We start from the raw sequence: 18,499 nt of genomic DNA on the forward strand, positions 1-18,499 counted from the left end.
CCTCATTATTCTTGGTATTATATGATTTTTCTTTCGACCTCTTTTGCGGTAATAGAATTTTTAATACAATGAATGACTCGTGATTGGTCTAATTCCTCCATATTGGATCCTGAAGGCAGGCAAATACCGTTCGCAAATAATTGTTCGGAGATACTTTCTTTTTCGCCATGGGGAAAATACTTGGCATCTTTGAACAATGGCTGCAAATGAAGCGGCTTCCACACGGGCCTTGCTTCAATCTTTTCGAAAGCCAATCCCTCGATTAGTTCCCTTACTGAAACACCTGCTTCTTGCTCATCCACCGTCATTGCAGTCAGCCAGCGATTGGAATAGGTGTCCTCTAACTCCGGCATAAACTGAATGCCTGGAAGAGTCGATAATGCTTGTTCATACCTTTCAAAAATAGCTCTTCTTGCTTCGACTCTTTCTTCGAGGACCTTCAGCTGCGCTCTGCCAATTCCCGCTAAAACATTGCTCATTCGATAATTATAGCCAATCTTGCTGTGCTGATAATGCGGCGCTGGGTCTCGTGCCTGTGTCGCCAGGAATCTAGCTTTATGAATTGCCGCTGCATCGTTTGACACAAGCATTCCACCACCTGAAGTAGTAATGATCTTATTTCCGTTAAAAGAAAAAATTCCGAATCTGCCGAACGAGCCGCTTTGTTTCCTTTTATAGGAAGAACCGAGGGACTCTGCAGCATCCTCAATCATTGGCACTTCATATTGGTCGCACAACGCAGTCAGTTCCTCCATCTTGGCACTCTGTCCATATAAATTGACAACAATGACTGCTTTAGGAAGCTTTCCCTTTTGTGCAGCATCATTTAATGCTGTTGCTAATCCTTGAGGGGACATATTCCATGTTTCTCGTTCTGAATCGATAAATACTGGTTCAGCACCTAGATATAAAATAGGATTGGCACTGGCAATAAACGTCAATGTCGAACAAAATACGGTATCCCCTTTTCCCACTCCTAATAAAGAAAGAGCCAAATGAATGGCAGCCGTTCCAGAACTGACGGCTGCAGCTTCATTGACTCCTGTAAAAGCAGCAATTTCCTTTTCAAATGCATCCACATTTGGGCCAAGCGGGGCAATCCAATTTGTTTCAAATGCTTCCTGAATATAGTGTTGTTCCTTTCCGCTCATATGTGGGGAGGAGAGGAAGATTGTTTTTTGAACGGTCGGATGAATCATTTAAACACCCCCAGTTATTTCTTTCGTTTTCACCATTGCAGGTACACCCACTGCCGTACAATATGGAGGAATGTCATCAATTACTGTTGCGCCTGCGCCGACTATGGTCCATTTCCCAATTTCCTTACCGGGAATGACGGTTGCGCTTGCGCCAATCTGTGCGCCTTCTCTCACCATTACATTTCCAGTCAAAGTTGCATTAGGAGAGACATGTGCATAATTGGCAACCAGGCTATCATGCTCGACAACGGCACATGTATTAATAATGGCGTGCGCTCCGACTTGGACGTCTGTATTGATCACTGCGCATGGCATCACGACGCTTCCGGGGCCTATCGAAGTCGATGAGCTAATATGCGCGGTCGGATGAATCAAGGTTGCATACAATGCATCGGGAATACCTAGCCGCTCGACAATCTGCTTTCTAACTCGGTTATTGCCCACTGCAACGAAAAATCGAACATCAGGAAAATCTTCGGTGAATGTTCGGGCTGCGTCCACCGGGCCGTAAAACACTTGTTCACGATAAAACTCGGCATTGTATTGATCATCGAGACAGCCGACAATTTCTACCTCTCCGATAGTTTTAATCAAGTCACGAACAACTTTGCTATGTCCCCCTTGACCAATAATGGCAATTTTCATCCATGTCCCTCTTTTGCAATAGATTTTGAGCCTTTGAACGGTTCAACCGTTAGATTTCCTGGCTGTGTGATTCCTTCGGATTGGATGACTTTGTAAAATGTCTTCCCTATTATTTTCACATCCAGAAGGAAGGAACGATTGTCAACATACCAAACATCTAACCGGAACTTTTCTTCCCAGGATAAACTATTTCGCCCGCTGATTTGCGCTAGCCCGGTAATGCCAGGCCTAACTAGATGGCGCTTCGCCTGTTCCTCATTGTAAAGGGGAAGGTATTCCATTAATAACGGTCTTGGACCAACTAGACTAAGTTCCCCTTTCAGCACATTGATCAGCTGCGGCAATTCATCCAGGCTGTACTTCCTTAAAAATTGTCCAGCCGGAGTAAGCCGAAGCTTATCTGGTAGTAGCTCTCCGAATCGATCTCGACCATCGGTCATCGTTCGAAATTTATACAGCCAAAAGGGCTTTCCATATAATCCTGGTCTTTTTTGCTTAAACAGCACCGGTGAGCCTAGCTTCGCTTTTACAAACATAGCGGTGAACAAGATGATTGGTGACAACAACATAAGAAGCACAATCGCACTGCTTACATCTACGAGCCTTTTCATTTTTGCACCCCTTGCAACAGGTAAAATTACTGTTTATTTTCTAATACAGCTGTAAGCTTCTCTCGTATTTCTAAAATCAACTCTGCGGTTTTGATGTTCGGAACTATTTGTCCCCGAATATAAATATCCTGCAGCAATTCCTTGAAACGTTGTTGCTGCGTCTCCGGTACACTCATCACTTACTCCTCTTCTCATTCTTTTTTAGCATTAGAAAAATCCCCACTTGTTGGTAAGTGCGGATCGCCTGGAACTGTTTGGATTAAATTTTGTTCATACCCATTCGGATTTTTTGATTGCCATCTCCACGAATCTTCACACATTTCCCGCAGATTCTTTTCGGCTGACCAATTTAGCTCTTTTTGCGCTTTCGTCGGATCCGCAAAACAGATTGCAGCATCTCCAGCTCTTGGCTCGACCATTTTATAAGGAATCGGAATCCCGGATGCTTTTTCAAAAGCAGCTACCATTTCCAGTACACTGTATCCCTTTCCGGTCCCAAGATTGAAGGACTCGACTCCGGTACTTGCAGCAACTTTTTCAAGTGCCTTTACATGACCTCTAGCAAGATCCACTACATGAATATAATCTCTGACTCCCGTTCCATCTGTGGTTGGATAATCGTTGCCGAATACCTGAAGTTCTGGCAACTTACCGACTGCTACCTGCGTGATAAATGGCATTAAGTTATTGGGAACTCCGTTTGGATCCTCTCCGATCATGCCAGATTCATGCGCTCCGATTGGATTGAAATACCGCAACAAGGCAATGCTCCAGTTTTGGTCAGCTTGTTGAAGATCCGTTAAAATTTGCTCCATCATTAATTTCGTTCGGCCATATGGATTGAGCGCGTTTAAAGGGAAATCTTCTGAAATTGGAACTTTTTCTGGCATGCCGTATACAGTTGCTGATGAACTGAAAACCAGTCTAGTAACATCGTATTTTTTCATGGTGTTCAATAGGTTGATCGTGCCAGTGAGATTATTATGGTAATACTTGAGCGGCACCCGCACCGATTCCCCAACAGCTTTTAGACCGGCAAAGTGAAGGACCGTATCAATCTCATTTTCGATAAACACCGTTTCAAGTCCTTGCTCATTCAATAAATCCACTTGGTAGAAGGGAAAGCTCTTTCCGGCAAGTTCACTGATTCTGTTTACTGTTTCTAGTTTGCTATTCATCAAGTTATCGACCACGATGATTTCATAACCTGCATTTAGCAACTCAACACAAGTATGGCTGCCGATGTAGCCTGCCCCGCCTGTTACTAAGATTGTCACGTATCACACCTCCGATTAAAATTTCCAATAATCACTTTCATACCTCAACCCAAATGATAGGACATGCTCATAGTAAAAATAGAGGAAGTAACAAACAATGATTCCAAAATAAATGAATCTTTGGTTATTCTCTTTAAAAAGCTTAACAATCCACGAAATTAACAGGAGACTGTACAATCCAAAGTAAATATTAAATCTCGCAAATATCCAGTTTTGCGATGCAATAATGATAAAAAACAGACTGATCATCGACATATTTACAATATAGTCACTTTGCGGCCAAAGCATTTTTAATTTTTTTCTTCCCAAAAAAGCAAGGAATACCGGAATTGCTGTGACGACAATCCGCAGTTTATTTGCTCCGCCTTCCGTGAAATCACTGTAATGGCCATACTGGGTTTGATCCAATGCGGAAAACAGCATACCTGAGAACGTATTGAAACCTAGCACGATAAAAATAGAAAGCGTCAGCAAAATAAATGTTACCTTCGTCCAAGCCTCTCTCCTGACAACAAAATAGATTGGCAATAGCACGAATGCACTTTTGTGAACAGTAGAAGCGAGAAGAATCATTAGCGCATATTTCTTGAAATCTCCATTTAATAAATATTTTGTTGCGAAGAAGACAATTGCTGCAGCTAAATATTGTCTAATTCCATTCATCGATGTCGTAAACATTCCCGATGCAATATACACATAGACTGCTAGCTCAAACATCCGCGAATATTTGTATAAGACGATTACAATGAGTAGATTGGTAATAAGCGCCGTTGTGAATATTAAAATTTGCGGATCTTTGGATATTTTTTGTAACAACATCTGGTATAGATCAAAGCCAAAGTCGCCAAGATAATTAATTTCTTGCCATGCAAATTCCGTTATTTGAAAGGAATGCAGATAAAAATACGTATCACCTATATTGTTTTGAAAACCTGCGACAGCGACTAAACAAATGATGACGAAGACGGTATACAATTTGTAAGGTCTAACATGACTGATCGTGCCTGGATTCGGAGTTGCGTACAATCTGGATAAAGCAGAGAACAAGTAAACCAATGAAAGGTTCAGCCACATAATTGTCATTGTTATATCCTTTCAGCTGCTTCTGGGACAGATAGTTTATTTGTCCTTTGAATGTAAAAATAGAGGATGACGCCAAATGGCACAGACAGTAATGTTGTGACCAATTTTGGGGAGTCATATAAAAACCGGAAATTTTTCACCATCAAATTACTTGATACATAATGAATAGATTCTCTGAATTCCTCCCGAAAATTGGGCGCATATTCCATTGCCACCCTCCTAAAAAAAGAGAAAACCATTGGATTCTTCTTGTATTGACTCATCATATTCAGGCTGGAGCCATCTGACAAATACTCGACATGACACAGAATTTCATTCATGATCAGCAAAGGAAGCTGCTGGTCGATCAAAATATATTTATAGCTTAGGGGACAATACCTTTCTCCTGGAAATAAAGGATATGGCGGAGTATTTTTCATAAGGTCGGTTCTGTATACCAGTTTTTTATCGCCTTTTACTTTATGCACACTATAAAGCTCTCCCAGTTTTGCTGCTTTCAGACTCTCAGGCATTTTTGTTCCAATTACTTGTCCGGAATGATTTGCATCGAGCCCAACAATTCCAGCATATTCATGACTACCATATTTTTCCCAAAAAGAAAGAATTTTCCCTACAGCATCATCGGGCATATAATCATCTGAATCGATGCATACATTCAGCTCCGTATCAATTAGCGAATAGGCGGTATTATGCGCACCATGCATTCCTTGGTTTTCTTGAAAGTGATACTTTATAGTTAGTTGACCTTGATTGATCCAGTGTTCGACCAAGTCCCTAGTGTCGTCAGCAGATCCGTCATCAATAATCAGCCAAATAAACTCTTTACAAGTTTGCCTTAATAGACTTTCATAACATAGATGAAGCGTATAAGCACGATTATAGGTTGGGGTAAATACCGTCAAAATTGGGCGCATATTCCTGTCCTCCATGATTATTTTGCTTCTTCATAGTATTCGATATAAAAATCTGTCAGCCATTTGGACATCGTGGCAGTATTATACCCATTCACACTTATTAATTCTTCTGTATCAGCATGTTCATAGGAAGAAGACAAGATCTCTCTCGCCCATGTCTCGGGTGCTTCCTTTAAGCTTAAAAATTCCACTCTGCCTGTAATATCACTTTCGCTTGTAATTGTATCTGCCACGATGCAATTCAATCCGGCAGCTTGTGCCTCGACAAGCACTACCGGAAGTCCTTCAAATAACGACGGAAAAACGAAGATGTCCATCGCGTGCATCAGGCTGTTGATGTCACTTCTTACTCCAAGGAATTTCACTTTGGCTTGCAGTCCAAGCAATGTCACCTTATTTTCTATCTTTCTGCGTAAAGGGCCGTCACCTGCCAGCAACAGGATGGCGTCCTGGTCCAAAATTGAAACAGCTTTAAATATATCAAGTAAGAAATCGTGATTTTTTTGTTTCGTAAATCTGCCTATATGTCCAATAACCAGTTCGTTTTTGATAGCTAATTCTTCTCTTATTTTCTTCCGCGTTTCCGCGTTATATTTAAACTCTTCCGCATTCACCGCATTATTTAAAACAACCAGTTCGTTCGTATTTGCCACTCTCTCGCTAAACAGCCATTTGCCCGCATTTTTGGAACAAGCAAAATACTTGTTCGGATGATCCTTCATACTGGCACGGGCATAAAGTCTAAATGGGAATTTCATGTCCAGCTTAAGATCACTAAGATGACTATGAGCGATTCTGCAAGGAACTCCATTTCTTTTAGCAGCTCTCAAAACAAAACTGCTATTCTCGTTAATATGCGAATGGACTACTTTATACTCTCTATGGGTCTGAAAAAATGCCTCTAGCTTGTTAAAGTAAATTTGATAGTTTCCAGGTTTGATTTTGGGCATTTTGATTATTTTCCCACCCATCTCGGTAATTTCCTCATCATAGTGCCCCTTTTCCTCCCTGTGCACCATAAAATCAAATTGAATTTTGCTTCGATCGATTCGCCGATAGTAATTCATCAGCATCGTTTCGAGGCCGCCTCTATTCATCACCGTCACTACTTGAAGCACTCTTATTGGTTTCACGAGATCCTCCTTATCTTATTAACTTCCTGAATCCATCCATTCCGTTTAGCAAGAAATATAGGCCAATCGCTGATCGGATTTTTGCGCAAAAATAAAACGTTCTCCAAGCAATTGGAAAAGATGATAACTCCAATTCTTGAAAAGACCGTTTCATTTGGTCATGATTGACAATCGCTTTTAACTTTTTTATCTTGATTAAGGCGGAACTTTGATGGTTCTGACTGATGGTATTTAGTCCCAGTCCCATGATATTCATGCACTTCCGATTATTAAGAGCTGTATAATAAGGTTCCTGCAATTTTTTTTCCTCCAAAAATTGTTCGATCAGCCGGTAAAGATTTAACCATTGCTCCATCAGATTTGGTTTATAGCCAGAAGTAACGGAAGCAGCATTTACACGCCAGTAATGATAGTACGGTTCATTTATAAATACAAATGTGTTTGCATGGTAAAGGACTTGAATATTAAACAGGGAATCCTCATTTGTCCCAATGATCTGTAAGTCTGTAAAAAGCACGCCATTTGTCTTTACTAGATCTGCCCGGTACAGCTTAGACCATACCGTCCCCCAAGCATCTAGCAGTTCAGGATTTCTTACTTCTTCCTTTAAAGGTCCGATCAAACGTCTTACTACCTTTTCGTTTACTTCGTCACCTGTATAGATTACTCGCTCAGGTACATCAAATACTTTCGCCTTCGAATGCGTTCCAAACTCCCTCAGATAAGAACACATCACCACTTCTGCGTTGTTTTCCATCGCTTGTGCAAGCAAACTTTCATACATGTTTCTATCCACCCAATCATCCGGATCAACGAACCCAATAAACTTCCCAACAGCTTTTTGAATTCCTTTGTTGCGTGCAGCAGAAACCCCGCTATTCGGCTGATTTATGATTTTTATCCGCTTATCCTTCCCAGCATACTTCTCTAAAATTCCCAGACTGTTGTCGGTAGAGCCATCATTCACAGCGATGATTTCGATATTGTTCAGCGTTTGCTTCATCAAGCTGTCCAGGCATCTGGCTAAATACGCCTCCATATTATAAATAGGCACGATAATGCTGATTGCTGGTTTCATCCGCTTCCTCCACCATAAAATGATCGTAAAGCTTGCTCATTTCCCTGCCTACTCTGTCACCGGAAAAAAGATTGGCCCTAATCATACTTTGTATTCCCAGTTCCTCTCTCAAGTTCGTGGAATGAAATAATTCCTGAACCCTTCTGCTGAACTCAACAGCATTGTGCGGAGAAACCAGGAAGCCATTTTGATTGTTTATCACCAGTTCGTTATGCCCCCGATTGCTGCTCGCAACAATCGGAAGTCCAGCAGCCATGGCCTCCAAGATATTGACCGGAAGTCCCTCACGTAAACTGGAAGCTACTGCGACATCCGAAATTTGCAGCAGTTCCACAATATCCTTCCTAAAGCCTAGAAAATCGACCCGATCGCGAACTCCAAGTGATTCTGCCAGACTTTTACACTCCTGAAGCATTGCTCCTTCCCCTGCCAAAAGCAGTTTTGCAGTTGGCACATCCTCTTTTATCAACGCCAATGCTTGTATTAGCAGCTGCTGATTTTTATTTTTGTTAAATTCGGCAGCGTAAAAAAGCAAAAAATCGCCAACTTGATAACCGTAGGCGATTCTTAATTTTTCTTTATATGCTTTTTCCACAGGTTTGAATCTCTGGACATCTACCCCTACCCCGTGAACATGCTCAATGTTTTTGGCTTTAAACCTATGCTGAACTGCCCGCCGGTAATCTTCCTCATTTATCGTAATCAGGCAATCCGTATTTGTGGCAAGCCATTTTTCAACTGGGTAATAGATCAACCAGTTTTGCAGCGGTGCCCCATGGCAAAAATGGAAACCATGAGCCGTATAGATCACTTTTGTACCATTCTTCCGCGCTTCCCTGGCAGCAAGCCTCGCTAGTGCCCCGCCAACCGGAGTATGGCAATGAATCATTTCATATTGATTCGTGTTCATAATTCTTTTTAATTCTTTATACGCTTTAAGATTACTTGCACTGATTGGTGATCTAGATATAGATAAGTTGTATTTATGGTCAACGTACGGGAGCGGCAGATCACCGTTTGCAGCAACATGTACTTCCCAACCTTGCTCTTTAAACCATTTCAGATAAGGCAAATGAAATGCTTTAAAATGATAATCTACGGTCGCGCAAAAGAGAATCTTTCTTTTCATCTTCATTCCCCCTAACTCGAAATTGACATGATTGGTTTAGCCTCTGTTTTCTTATTGGCAATCGATAAAACCAATGCGCGAATTTGTTCTTTGTCCATGTTTTCATAATGATCAATCAAGTATTCAATGTCGTTCATAAACAGATTTGCCGTTTTGCCAATATAAATTTTCGGAAACACCTGAGGTTCATGGACTTCTTCCGCATTCAAGAGTTCCTCGAATAATTTTTCACCTGGTCTAATTCCAGAATATTCAATGCCGATTTCCTCCACTGTATACCCAGATAGCTTTATTAAGTTTTTAGCCAACTCCACAATTCTTACCGGTTCCCCCATATCTAGGACAAAAATCTCTCCGCCTTTGGCCAATGAACCAGCTTGCAAAACAAGCCTTGATGCTTCTGGGATTGTCATGAAATACCGAACCATATCGGGATGAGTTACGGTAATCGGGCCGCCTCTTTCAATTTGTTTTTTGAAAAGAGGAATGACACTTCCTCTGCTTCCTAATACATTCCCAAACCTGACTGCCACAAATTTGGTTGCGCTCGTTTCATCAAAATGCTGAATGATCATTTCTGCTAACCTTTTTGTAGCACCCATTACACTGGTTGGATTAACAGCCTTATCAGACGAAATCATTACAAAAGTTTTCACCCCATGCCAGCTAGCAGCGTTTGCTGCATTTAATGTGCCAATCACATTATTTTTCACTGCTTCCTCAGGATTTCTTTCCATTAACGGCACGTGTTTATGGGCTGCTGCATGGTAAACAACATCTGGCTGATGCCTCTCCATTACGGACATCATTTTCTTTGCATCCTGCAGCTCTGCGATCTCGGGGATAATTTCCATAGTGGCATTGCCGTGCGCCATTTTTAATTCAGTTTCAATGGAATAAATGCTGTTTTCACCATGTCCAAGTACTATTATTTTTTTAGGATGGAAATTCGCAATTTGCCTGCATATTTCCGAACCAATCGAACCGCCAGCACCTGTCACCAAGACCACTTTTTCGCTAATATATTGAGAAATGCTATCGATGTTCAAATGAACAGGTTCCCTGCCAAGAAGATCTTCCACCTGAACATCCCTAAACTGGTTAACCGAAACTTTTCCAGTCATTAAATCCTCCAGCATTGGGATGATTTGCGTTTTTGCAGTCGTCTTCGCACATTCCTGGAAAATGGTATTCAATTCTTTCTTGCGCAAAGAAGGGATGGCGATGACGATATTTTCGATCTGATATTGTTCCACTGCTTTCACAATCTGTTCCGTTCCTCCAATCACAGGAACTCCTAAAATGTCCAAATGATGCTTTTTGCGGTCATCATCAATAAAAGCAATTGGCTTTAGCGATGTATCATTATTTTTTATTAGCTGTCTTGCAACCATTGTCCCTGCGGAACCCGCTCCAATAATTAATGTTCTGAATTTTTTATCATCTTTTTGCATAATTGAATCTCGAAAGATTCTCCAGCAAAACCTGGACCCACCAATCAGCAAAATATGGAGAAGCCCAGTAACGGTTAACAATCTGATATTGACTTGGTCCAGCATCATCAGCTGAAACAGCAGCGCTATACTAATAGAAGCAAACGCGGTTTTCAGGATGATGATAAGCTCCCCTGTGCTGGCGTATTCCCATGCCTTCTTATATAGCTTAAAATGAAAAGACAAAGAATGATGGCTTAGCAGGATCACAATTGCGGTAAAAAGAATGGGCAGGGTAACCATATCCAAATTGCCGCCAATCAGAACATGGCTAACAAAGATAGCCGCTAACACAATGAACGAATCAATAATAATAAACATAGAAAGCCTTTGTTTGTAGGTCATACTTCTCCTCCTTTCTAAATTAAAAAATAAGAAAAACCGGGCAAACTGCGCCTGGTCCTTTTTCGTTTGGCGGATCATCGGGGCTGTTGATACTTAAAAGTCTCGTATTGACCGTCATATGCCTCCATCCGATTTAACCCTATAGCAGATCGACGAATATAACGACCAATATGCCGCAATTGTTCCTTCTCATTCCCTTTTTGTTTCGGGGCAAATATATATAAAAGATAGGGCATTTAACCCCTCCTCACATCATACTCTCGACGACCAGAGCGTCTAAGGTCTTTTTATAACCCACAGCATGACCGAGTGCCTCCTTAGATAACGGCTAGGAGACATCACCGTATTATTTCATAACGCACGATATATTCTTAATAAAGAACAGTGATGGTAAAAAAAACCGCTGATCTACATGTCATACAATATGACTCCGAACAGATTAACCTTTGCAAACTCTAAAGCCTTTTTCGCTTCCACCGCTTTTTCGATCTCCGTTTTCCCTTGGCTAATTACCAATATTACCCCATCACTTTTATGAGCCAGCAGTTTCGTATCGGTAACATCCAGGATCGGCGGTGAATCCACCAATATAAAATCATATTCCTCTAATGCTTGTTGCAAGACTTTATACAAAGAATCCGATCCGATTAGTTCAGCAGGATGCGACGCCATCTGACCGCTAGTTAGAATAGCTAGGCTGCCTATATCTGTTGGGATAATCGCTTCTTCCAAACGAATCTTTCCCGATAATACTTCTGTTAGTCCGACTGTATTTTCTTTCTTAAAAATGAAATGAATGGCGGGCTCCCTTAGGTTTGCATCTACTAGCAGGACCTTTTCCTTTTGTTGTGCCATAGATACAGCAAGATTAGCAGTTGTCGTTGTTTTCCCTTCATGGGATCCAGGCGAAGTAATCAAAATAATACTTTTTTTTCCTTCTGTTAAAAAATGTATATTCGTCCGAAGCGTTCTAAACTGTTCCGAAATAATCGATTCCGGATTGGAGAAGGTGATTAAATTTCTTTTTGGGGCACTCATTCTATTTTTACGTTTGCCTCTTAACACTCCATTCACCTCCGGAGGAAACAGATTCAAAATGATGCTGTTTCGTATTCTTTTTGTTCATTTTAGATATTTTCCCTATGACTGGAAGGTCCAAAAACGCTTCGACATCCTTCTCTGATTTAATCGTTTCATCCAGAGAGTCGAGAAAAAAAGCAAAGCCGATTCCTGCCACTATCCCGAAAATAAAGGCGATGATGATGGTTCTGTTTCCATTGACATCGCCATTTATCGGTTTGGACTGTATTTCTGCTGAGGACAAAATATTAACCTGATCAAAATTCATGATTTTTGGAACTTCATCCTTGAACACTGCTGCAACCGTATTGGCAATTTTTGAAGCACGCTCAGGGGAAGAATCAACAACACTTATACTTACTACTTGAGATTCGTCGAGGCGCAGTACATTGATTTGATTCGCTAGCGATTCAGGATCTTGATTTAGCGCCAATTTTTCGACAACTTTTTCTAAAATAATCCTATCTTTAATAATCACTTGCAGGGTATTCATATCTGCTTCTTCGCCTAAGATGATTTTTGCAGTAGTTTCGTATACTGGTGTAGGAACAGTAAGGGAGCTATAAACAATCCCAGCAATAGTTGATAAGGCGATGATGACTAAAATCACCCAAACTCTTTTCTTTAAAGTTGCCAAAAGTTCCTTGATGTTGATGTCCTTCGCTAAAGCATTTTTTTCATTCATTATTCAACCACCTTATTTTCTGGTCGTTCTAGATAAAGAACATAAATCGCAAAAAAAATTATTTTTGTCGACTTTTCATTCGCTATCCTCATTTTAGTTCTGTATAAAGAACGTGTCAAGAGCAAATTTTCTAAATTCTTAATTTACTGCTTCCATTTGCCTTTTTAGGAGAGTTCCGAACATCCCTTTTTGCTCTGAAGCTAATTGGGAAAAGGCACCTTGTTGGATCACTTTTCCCTTATCTAACACGATGACCTGATCGGCATTTTTTATCGTTGATAATCGATGGGCAATCACAATGATTGTCATTTGGCCTTTTAATTTTCCAACAGCAGCCTGGATTTTCGCTTCATTTTCCCCATCGAGTGCGCTTGTTGCTTCATCCAATACTAGAATAGCCGGTTTTTTCAAGATGGCTCTTGCTAATACAAGCCGCTGCCTTTCCCCGCCGGACAGTTTTATTCCTCTATCGCCAATCTGAGTATTCAACCCATCTGGTAGCCTTCTTACAAAATCGGCAGCTGCTGCAAATTCCAGTGCTTCCCATATATCCCTTTCTTCGGCCCCCGGTTTTATTAATAGCAGATTTTCTCTTACACTAGCATTAAATAGAAAAGGATCTTGTGAAACATAACTAACTGACTTTCTAAAAGAAAGCAAGTTGCAGCTTTCCAACGGTGTTTTATCGATCAGGACGAATCCGCGTTCCGGTTTATTTAATCCCATTAATAAATCAATTAAAGTGCTTTTCCCTGCTCCGGAACTGCCAACAATTGCTGTCATCGTGTTTTTTTTGATCTTTATATTGATTTCATGTAATGCATAGGATTTTTCGGTCTTTTTATAGCGAAAGTAGACGGACCGACACTCCATTTCCTGTTTCATCTCTATGGGATGGACCCCTTCCCCCTCCAATAGGCCAAATTCCTTAGCCGCTAGACACTCATTTTGTAATTCCATTAACGATTGAAAGGAAGGAAGTACTTCTCCTAGCTTTTCCAAACTCGATTGGATCGCAAAAAATCTTGGCCAGATTCGGGAAAAGATAACCAGAATTAACAGTAATTCTGCAGGATTTGCAGAAAAGATACTGATCGCTGCAAATGCAAACAAAGTGATCAAAAACGCGGAAACTATTTTATAAATAAGCTGTGATTTCGATCTTAGCTTCGCCAAATCAACCATGTTTTCTTCCATGCTGCTATTTAAATCCTCAAACCATTTAATATGCTGTTTTTCCAAACTATTGCTCTTAATATCTTTAATCCCATTAAAATGGTCGGTAATTCCCCCCATGAACCGTTTGGATAAAGTTAGTGTTCGATCGCCATACAAACTCGATTGCTTTATGAATTTGCGACTGAATAATAGAAGGACCAATCCAGCTATCATCACAAAAACAGTGATCTTGGCGGAAAGCCACAAAGCAAACGCTATTTGAATAAAGGAAAATACAAAAGAAGCGACAAACTGCAAAACCAAGTTCGTACCTGAACTTACTCTTGCTATTTCCGTTAACATGGAATTTGTAATATCTGATTTTCGCTTTTTTAAAAAATATTCCCAATTGGCGGTGATAAGATGCTTATATGTCTCTTCTCTTAAATGACGAATGAAACCCTGCTGAATTCTCGTATTTAAAATAGTCTGATTTCTTTGGAAGAACCCTTGCCCAATGATAATCAGGACATAGATGAACAAGATGAGCAGAAAGCTTACCGTCTCTGGCAATCCACTAAAAAATTTTTCAATGGAAGAAATGATGGAGGAATCATTCCAATCATTTTTTATCATTCCTGTGAGTCCTGTCAGCGGAATAAGCATAAAGATCCCAAAACTTTCAAACAAAGTGATGAACACCATGCTCATCAGGTTAAAATAAAGAATGATTCCCGACTGGTCATGAATCTTTTTCAGAAAAAATAAAGCATACTTCATAACAGGTTTCCTCCTATGACAAGGCATGTTTCCTTGTCTTTCTCCATGCCCAAAGAAATGGACGCAACGGAAAATATAAAAAGTGCAGGTACTTAGGTAATGGCAAAGTAGCCAAGTCTGTATGGTAAGGATAAAGTGTACTAATTGCATAAAGTAGTTTTTGCGGAAAGGACATTAAAGAAAACAGATGGCGCTTATGGTAATCGAAAACCTCTGGAGGCAATAAGTTTGAGTGCAAATTAACTTGATTATGAAGATAAAAAAAAGCTTGTTCGGCAAGGATGCTTGCTTGCGGTTCATCGAGCATCCAAGTCAGTTCTTTCGGGATTTTCGTATCGAACAACTGCGTCGACAATATCGCCGCTTGGCCGCCAATCTTCAAACTATGAAACTTCTTTAATAAAGAATGTAAAATCCCCCCATCGATTTTTTGCTGCAGCAATTGATGGATGTCAAGCAGCCATCTAATTCTTGACCATCCGTGCCGGGAACCATGGGATACAAGGAAGAAAAATAAGTCTTCCTTTCCCAAGTAATAGACAGGGGTTCTTAAAAAATCCGATTTTCTTTTCCTGCTCCATAGTTCCGTAAAGCTTGGTTCTTTGCCTGGACCAGGATGCAGCCTCCAATGAACTTCTAATTTCAGCCCTTTCGCTGGATGATAATAGGTGACATGATGATGCCGCCACTTCCAATCGCCTAAGACAGAAAGGATATAATCATCCTTTTGATACCCTTCACGGATTAGGATGCCATTCAGCCTTTCTAAATCAGCGATTGGGATGAGAATATCTAAATCACACGAAGTTCTTAGGGAAATATCACCATATAGCTCAATTGCCAGCACTGGGCCTTTCAAAAACAGCAACGGAATCGTGCTTTCGGTACAAAGTCTGTTAACAAACTCCATTTCTTGACATAACTGCATCATCTGAAATGTATTGGACCGGTAAGCCTGCTCCAAAACAGCAAATACATTAGGAGGAATTCTACGTTCATTCTGACTTTTTATCATTTTATATAAGACCGGGTAAACGCGGTGATGGAAAGCCAGCTCTAGGAAGAAATCCCAATCCATATTTAATAATTCTTGATCTTGCCCTGTACGTGATGAAAGCAATGAAAATAGAACTGTTAATTCTTTCGGTAATTTTTCCATTTCAAGATTGGGGTTGTTGTTCATTTTGCTCTCCTTAAACTTTCCGGCTATAAGTTTTAGCAAAACAGCCTATCTTAGTAAACTTGTGCTTTTCTTCTGCACCAGTAAGTATATACGGGCCACTTCTCAGCCATGCATGAGCAATGAATTGGCCCTTTTCATCTTTTGCTGTCCCTAAGTATAAGGTAGTATCGATATTCCTTCTCCCTAGCATTTTCATAGCTGCAATCGCCTTGACGAGACATTGACTTTCCCAAAATGTATATTTGCTCATAATCGTAACCGCTTGAGAAATCTGTTTAACGATTTTTCTTTCTGTTTCATTATTTTCAAGTGAGGATTCACACATTTGCTCCCCTAATGTTGGAGCAATTTTCCCAAAAGGAAGAAATTTCAGCATCCTTGCCCAAGCTAAAAAAACAAATGCCTCCAGAAAAAGAAGCCTTGTATGTCGATCGTATGAATGAAAAAAGATCTTAACCTTATTCACTGGTTCAAATTCCTTTCATCCTTTTATTTGGACTAATCCCTCGTTCGCTAAGCTTTCCATAAAAGCAAAAACTTGTAGCTCACATTCTTGTTTGCTGATTTCATATTCAGCAGTAAGCCTAGCAATTACCTCTTCCATTAAAACGGGGAGTTTTATAAGATCCCAAATATATCCGCCTATCTCCCCTAAATTATAGTACTTACTATTTTCTATGCTCATCATTACTTTATCTCCGGCCATGTCACTAACAATGTTTCCTGGACTTTGAGTGACGATAGTGGTGCTGCTCCATTTTTTCATGCTTCCCATATTAGTTGCTCCTCTTTTATCGTTTCTAAAATAAGTTCCGCTAACTGCGGAGCTGTAAAGCCTGTCGCAGGACGTTTTATTTGATAAAACTGAACCTTTTCCACCATTTTTGCGGAAACGGAAAAATGCCAGCCCACTAACCCTAATGGTTTTATAAATATATGGCGGTATGTATGGGCAAATAATGTATTAAAGCGTTCAAGTCCAACCACAGGGGAAAATTCGATCCTTTGTTGGTCTTTTTTTATTAACTCAAATACACCTGCTAGCGGGAGCACTTCTTCCGAGAATTTGGTTGCGACCGGAATTAAATATTTATTTTCTCTTTTGTAAATCGAATGATACTCTCTTGCGTTCATACCAAAGTGATTCAGACTTTCTGCCCATAATTTCTGTTGAGGATAGGAAGGGGTCACATAAGGCAGGCCATCTTCCAAGGAAATCGAAACCGGGATGACATCGTCGCTTAACAGATCAAACCCCTTCTCCAACAGGGCGGTTGCCAATGTTGATTTTCCTGCGCCAGAATCACCAATAAATGCATAAACCTTTCCATCAACAGAAACTGCACTTCCATGTAATGGAAGGATCTTTCTTTGGAGCAATATCGCTCCCATGCATGTTCCGAGGATGTAAAGCCTTATTTGTGCAGGGTCAGCTCCTGGCCACGGCGAGACGATGATTTCCTTCCCATTCTTAATAAGGAAAATTGCTACGTTAGGAAGCTGGAATAGCACGTAGTTTTCTTTGACTTTAAAACTGTAGGGATGGATTCCTAGATCAGTCCATGTTTTTGAAAGATCTTCGCTTGTCACTGTCACGTCTGCTTCATCGGTTAGACAAACTGTTATTGGTAATTCTGGTAGAGGAACATCACTTATGATTGATAACCCAAACGCTCTATATCTCCATCTTTTCATGGTGTCTGCCATCCTTTTCACTCCATACTTTTGCTATAATAGTAATGAGCGGAAAAGCCCTCATACTTGTTCGGTATAAGGGCAGTATTCCATTGTAGTTGCTAATCTTCCAGTCGAATTATTTAAGATGCATGGTGATTACCAAAGTTTGGTTGGTTATCAACATACGCCTCATCCTGCCACCCTTCAAGTGAAGCTGCTGCAGTCCTATTAATATCTAAGACTTCCAATGCTGGTGTTTTCCACTCTTTTTTCATCAAAATCACCTCCCTTCATTTTTTTTAAAAACCTGTATACAATCAGACTCCTCATTAGCATCCTATACTCTGAATCGATAGCTGCTTCTGGGTACGGAACCTCACTTACTTTTGCTATATAGTTTTTAATTATGTCCCGATCTAAAAATTCGAAAATCGTTTGGTCCTTTTCCATTTCGCTAAGTTCTCTTCGAAATTCATCCCAGGTGGAGGACATCCGGTGAACCCAGTCCACCCCTTGTATTCCTCTGATATTTTGGTTTAAACGGACCTTGTCTGGTAACATCCCCTTTGTCGCTCTGCGAATCAGGGCTCGATCCATTCCATTTTGTACATATTGATCTTCTGGAAGGGCCAAGCAAAATTGGATGACACGTTTGTCATTTGTAGGATCCCGTTTCCACAAGCGGTTTTCAAGCGATAGCTTCGTACCAATTGTATTCGTTGCATTCCAATGAAATAATTCTTCAAAATGGAGCTTTCTAGCTTCGTAAATATTCGGAACAGAAGTACCGGAGACAGACATCCCGTGTTCCTTCAACATTGGAAACACTGCTGTTCTTTTGGCAAGCTCTGAATTAATTATTACAGGAAAGTGGATATTCCCTTGTCGTTTTAGAAATTTGTATACGTTTGGGAAGGCGAGCTTTCTAGTATATAACTTGACTCTTGCAAAAAAGTTGTCGCCTTGAGTTTTGTAGAGAACACTCAGATGCTAAGAACTTTTGTCGATTAAGAAAAATAAAAAAGGACA

General features: G+C 40.5%; 20 protein-coding genes and 1 pseudogene. All 21 read right to left on the bottom strand.

Features of this window, described 5'->3' with window-relative positions:
* Nucleotides 1-17: 17 nt before the first annotated feature.
* The 21 genes and pseudogenes from J2S25_RS13880 to J2S25_RS13980 all read right to left on the bottom strand — a co-directional run bounded on the left by J2S25_RS13880 (nt 18) and on the right by J2S25_RS13980 (nt 18,289).
* Nucleotides 18-1,199, bottom strand: a complete 1,182-nt coding sequence (locus J2S25_RS13880; RefSeq protein WP_307192181.1) for a DegT/DnrJ/EryC1/StrS family aminotransferase — start codon at nt 1,197-1,199, stop codon at nt 18-20.
* Nucleotides 1,200-1,844 carry an acetyltransferase gene (locus J2S25_RS13885; RefSeq protein WP_044394273.1) on the bottom strand — a complete coding sequence of 215 codons (645 nt, stop codon included), beginning with the start codon at nt 1,842-1,844 and terminating at the stop codon, nt 1,200-1,202. It abuts the gene before it with no gap.
* Entirely contained in the window at nt 1,841-2,455 is a 615-nt protein-coding gene (locus J2S25_RS13890) for a sugar transferase (protein WP_307192182.1), read from the bottom strand. The genes J2S25_RS13885 and J2S25_RS13890 overlap by 4 nt, the downstream gene beginning before the upstream one ends.
* A 26-nt stretch (nt 2,456-2,481) precedes the next feature.
* The gene (locus J2S25_RS13895) at nt 2,482-2,631 is read right to left on the bottom strand and encodes a YwzD family small protein (RefSeq protein WP_157841629.1); all 150 of its coding nucleotides are present in this window, start codon (nt 2,629-2,631) and stop codon (nt 2,482-2,484) included.
* Between the two features lie 15 nt (nt 2,632-2,646).
* Nucleotides 2,647-3,732: a UDP-glucose 4-epimerase GalE gene (gene galE, locus J2S25_RS13900; protein ID WP_307192183.1), complete on the bottom strand. Its 1,086-nt coding sequence runs from the start codon at nt 3,730-3,732 to the stop codon at nt 2,647-2,649.
* A gap of 15 nt (nt 3,733-3,747) precedes the next feature.
* Entirely contained in the window at nt 3,748-4,815 is a 1,068-nt protein-coding gene (locus J2S25_RS13905; protein ID WP_307192184.1) for an EpsG family protein, read from the bottom strand.
* Between the two features lie 2 nt (nt 4,816-4,817).
* Nucleotides 4,818-5,729: a glycosyltransferase family 2 protein gene (locus J2S25_RS13910; protein WP_307192185.1), complete on the bottom strand. Its 912-nt coding sequence runs from the start codon at nt 5,727-5,729 to the stop codon at nt 4,818-4,820.
* A gap of 17 nt (nt 5,730-5,746) precedes the next feature.
* The gene (locus J2S25_RS13915) at nt 5,747-6,862 is read right to left on the bottom strand and encodes a glycosyltransferase family 1 protein (protein ID WP_307192186.1); all 1,116 of its coding nucleotides are present in this window, start codon (nt 6,860-6,862) and stop codon (nt 5,747-5,749) included.
* A gap of 10 nt (nt 6,863-6,872) precedes the next feature.
* Entirely contained in the window at nt 6,873-7,940 is a 1,068-nt protein-coding gene (locus tag J2S25_RS13920) for a glycosyltransferase (protein WP_307192187.1), read from the bottom strand.
* Nucleotides 7,903-9,069, bottom strand: a complete 1,167-nt coding sequence (locus J2S25_RS13925) for a glycosyltransferase family 4 protein (protein ID WP_044394281.1) — start codon at nt 9,067-9,069, stop codon at nt 7,903-7,905. The genes J2S25_RS13920 and J2S25_RS13925 overlap by 38 nt, the downstream gene beginning before the upstream one ends.
* A gap of 11 nt (nt 9,070-9,080) precedes the next feature.
* The gene (locus tag J2S25_RS13930; RefSeq protein ID WP_307192188.1) at nt 9,081-10,907 is read right to left on the bottom strand and encodes a polysaccharide biosynthesis protein; all 1,827 of its coding nucleotides are present in this window, start codon (nt 10,905-10,907) and stop codon (nt 9,081-9,083) included.
* An 89-nt stretch (nt 10,908-10,996) separates the two neighbouring features.
* A pseudogene (locus J2S25_RS13935) lies at nt 10,997-11,128 on the bottom strand (IS91 family transposase); the annotation flags it as partial.
* 187 nt (nt 11,129-11,315) lie between these two features.
* Nucleotides 11,316-11,972, bottom strand: coding sequence for a CpsD/CapB family tyrosine-protein kinase (locus tag J2S25_RS13940; protein ID WP_241768503.1), 657 nt, complete (start codon nt 11,970-11,972; stop codon nt 11,316-11,318).
* Nucleotides 11,953-12,672: a YveK family protein gene (locus J2S25_RS13945; protein ID WP_044394286.1), complete on the bottom strand. Its 720-nt coding sequence runs from the start codon at nt 12,670-12,672 to the stop codon at nt 11,953-11,955. Before J2S25_RS13945 ends, J2S25_RS13940 begins: the two co-directional genes overlap by 20 nt.
* Before the next feature lie 138 nt (nt 12,673-12,810).
* On the bottom strand, nt 12,811-14,610 hold the full coding sequence (locus J2S25_RS13950) for an ABC transporter ATP-binding protein (RefSeq protein WP_307192190.1): 1,800 nt from the start codon (nt 14,608-14,610) through the stop codon (nt 12,811-12,813).
* Nucleotides 14,611-14,623: 13 nt separating this feature from the next.
* Nucleotides 14,624-15,793 carry a nucleotidyltransferase domain-containing protein gene (locus tag J2S25_RS13955; protein ID WP_307192191.1) on the bottom strand — a complete coding sequence of 390 codons (1,170 nt, stop codon included), beginning with the start codon at nt 15,791-15,793 and terminating at the stop codon, nt 14,624-14,626.
* Between the two features lie 10 nt (nt 15,794-15,803).
* Nucleotides 15,804-16,259 (bottom strand): lasso peptide biosynthesis B2 protein, encoded by a 456-nt coding sequence (locus J2S25_RS13960; RefSeq protein ID WP_307192192.1) that lies wholly within the window; start codon nt 16,257-16,259, stop codon nt 15,804-15,806.
* Nucleotides 16,260-16,274: 15 nt separating this feature from the next.
* Nucleotides 16,275-16,568: a lasso peptide biosynthesis PqqD family chaperone gene (locus J2S25_RS13965; RefSeq protein WP_307192193.1), complete on the bottom strand. Its 294-nt coding sequence runs from the start codon at nt 16,566-16,568 to the stop codon at nt 16,275-16,277.
* Nucleotides 16,556-17,500: a phosphoenolpyruvate carboxykinase (ATP) gene (locus J2S25_RS13970; protein ID WP_044394291.1), complete on the bottom strand. Its 945-nt coding sequence runs from the start codon at nt 17,498-17,500 to the stop codon at nt 16,556-16,558. Before J2S25_RS13970 ends, J2S25_RS13965 begins: the two co-directional genes overlap by 13 nt.
* Nucleotides 17,501-17,610: 110 nt before the next feature.
* Nucleotides 17,611-17,745 carry a paeninodin family lasso peptide gene (locus J2S25_RS13975; protein ID WP_198528198.1) on the bottom strand — a complete coding sequence of 45 codons (135 nt, stop codon included), beginning with the start codon at nt 17,743-17,745 and terminating at the stop codon, nt 17,611-17,613.
* Nucleotides 17,699-18,289, bottom strand: a complete 591-nt coding sequence (locus J2S25_RS13980; protein WP_307192194.1) for an asparagine synthase-related protein — start codon at nt 18,287-18,289, stop codon at nt 17,699-17,701. Before J2S25_RS13980 ends, J2S25_RS13975 begins: the two co-directional genes overlap by 47 nt.
* Between the last annotated feature and the right edge of the window lie 210 nt (nt 18,290-18,499).

It is taken from the genome of Mesobacillus stamsii, from assembly GCF_030814065.1.
GTDB classification, from domain to species: domain Bacteria; phylum Bacillota; class Bacilli; order Bacillales; family Cytobacillaceae; genus Mesobacillus; species Mesobacillus stamsii.

Coding starts and splice junctions, on each gene's coding strand:
- J2S25_RS13950 (WP_307192190.1), bottom strand. CDS start 14,610: ATGAAGTATGCTTTATTTTTTCTGAAAAAGATTCATGACCAGTCGGGA.
- J2S25_RS13955 (WP_307192191.1), bottom strand. CDS start 15,793: ATGAACAACAACCCCAATCTTGAAATGGAAAAATTACCGAAAGAATTA.
- J2S25_RS13880 (WP_307192181.1), bottom strand. CDS start 1,199: ATGATTCATCCGACCGTTCAAAAAACAATCTTCCTCTCCTCCCCACAT.
- J2S25_RS13890 (WP_307192182.1), bottom strand. CDS start 2,455: ATGAAAAGGCTCGTAGATGTAAGCAGTGCGATTGTGCTTCTTATGTTG.
- J2S25_RS13980 (WP_307192194.1), bottom strand. CDS start 18,289: ATGTTGAAGGAACACGGGATGTCTGTCTCCGGTACTTCTGTTCCGAAT.
- J2S25_RS13910 (WP_307192185.1), bottom strand. CDS start 5,729: ATGCGCCCAATTTTGACGGTATTTACCCCAACCTATAATCGTGCTTAT.
- J2S25_RS13970 (WP_044394291.1), bottom strand. CDS start 17,500: ATGGCAGACACCATGAAAAGATGGAGATATAGAGCGTTTGGGTTATCA.
- J2S25_RS13975 (WP_198528198.1), bottom strand. CDS start 17,745: ATGAAAAAAGAGTGGAAAACACCAGCATTGGAAGTCTTAGATATTAAT.
- J2S25_RS13905 (WP_307192184.1), bottom strand. CDS start 4,815: ATGACAATTATGTGGCTGAACCTTTCATTGGTTTACTTGTTCTCTGCT.
- J2S25_RS13945 (WP_044394286.1), bottom strand. CDS start 12,672: ATGAATGAAAAAAATGCTTTAGCGAAGGACATCAACATCAAGGAACTT.
- J2S25_RS13920 (WP_307192187.1), bottom strand. CDS start 7,940: ATGAAACCAGCAATCAGCATTATCGTGCCTATTTATAATATGGAGGCG.
- J2S25_RS13885 (WP_044394273.1), bottom strand. CDS start 1,844: ATGAAAATTGCCATTATTGGTCAAGGGGGACATAGCAAAGTTGTTCGT.
- J2S25_RS13965 (WP_307192193.1), bottom strand. CDS start 16,568: ATGGGAAGCATGAAAAAATGGAGCAGCACCACTATCGTCACTCAAAGT.
- J2S25_RS13895 (WP_157841629.1), bottom strand. CDS start 2,631: ATGAGTGTACCGGAGACGCAGCAACAACGTTTCAAGGAATTGCTGCAG.
- J2S25_RS13925 (WP_044394281.1), bottom strand. CDS start 9,069: ATGAAAAGAAAGATTCTCTTTTGCGCGACCGTAGATTATCATTTTAAA.
- J2S25_RS13930 (WP_307192188.1), bottom strand. CDS start 10,907: ATGACCTACAAACAAAGGCTTTCTATGTTTATTATTATTGATTCGTTC.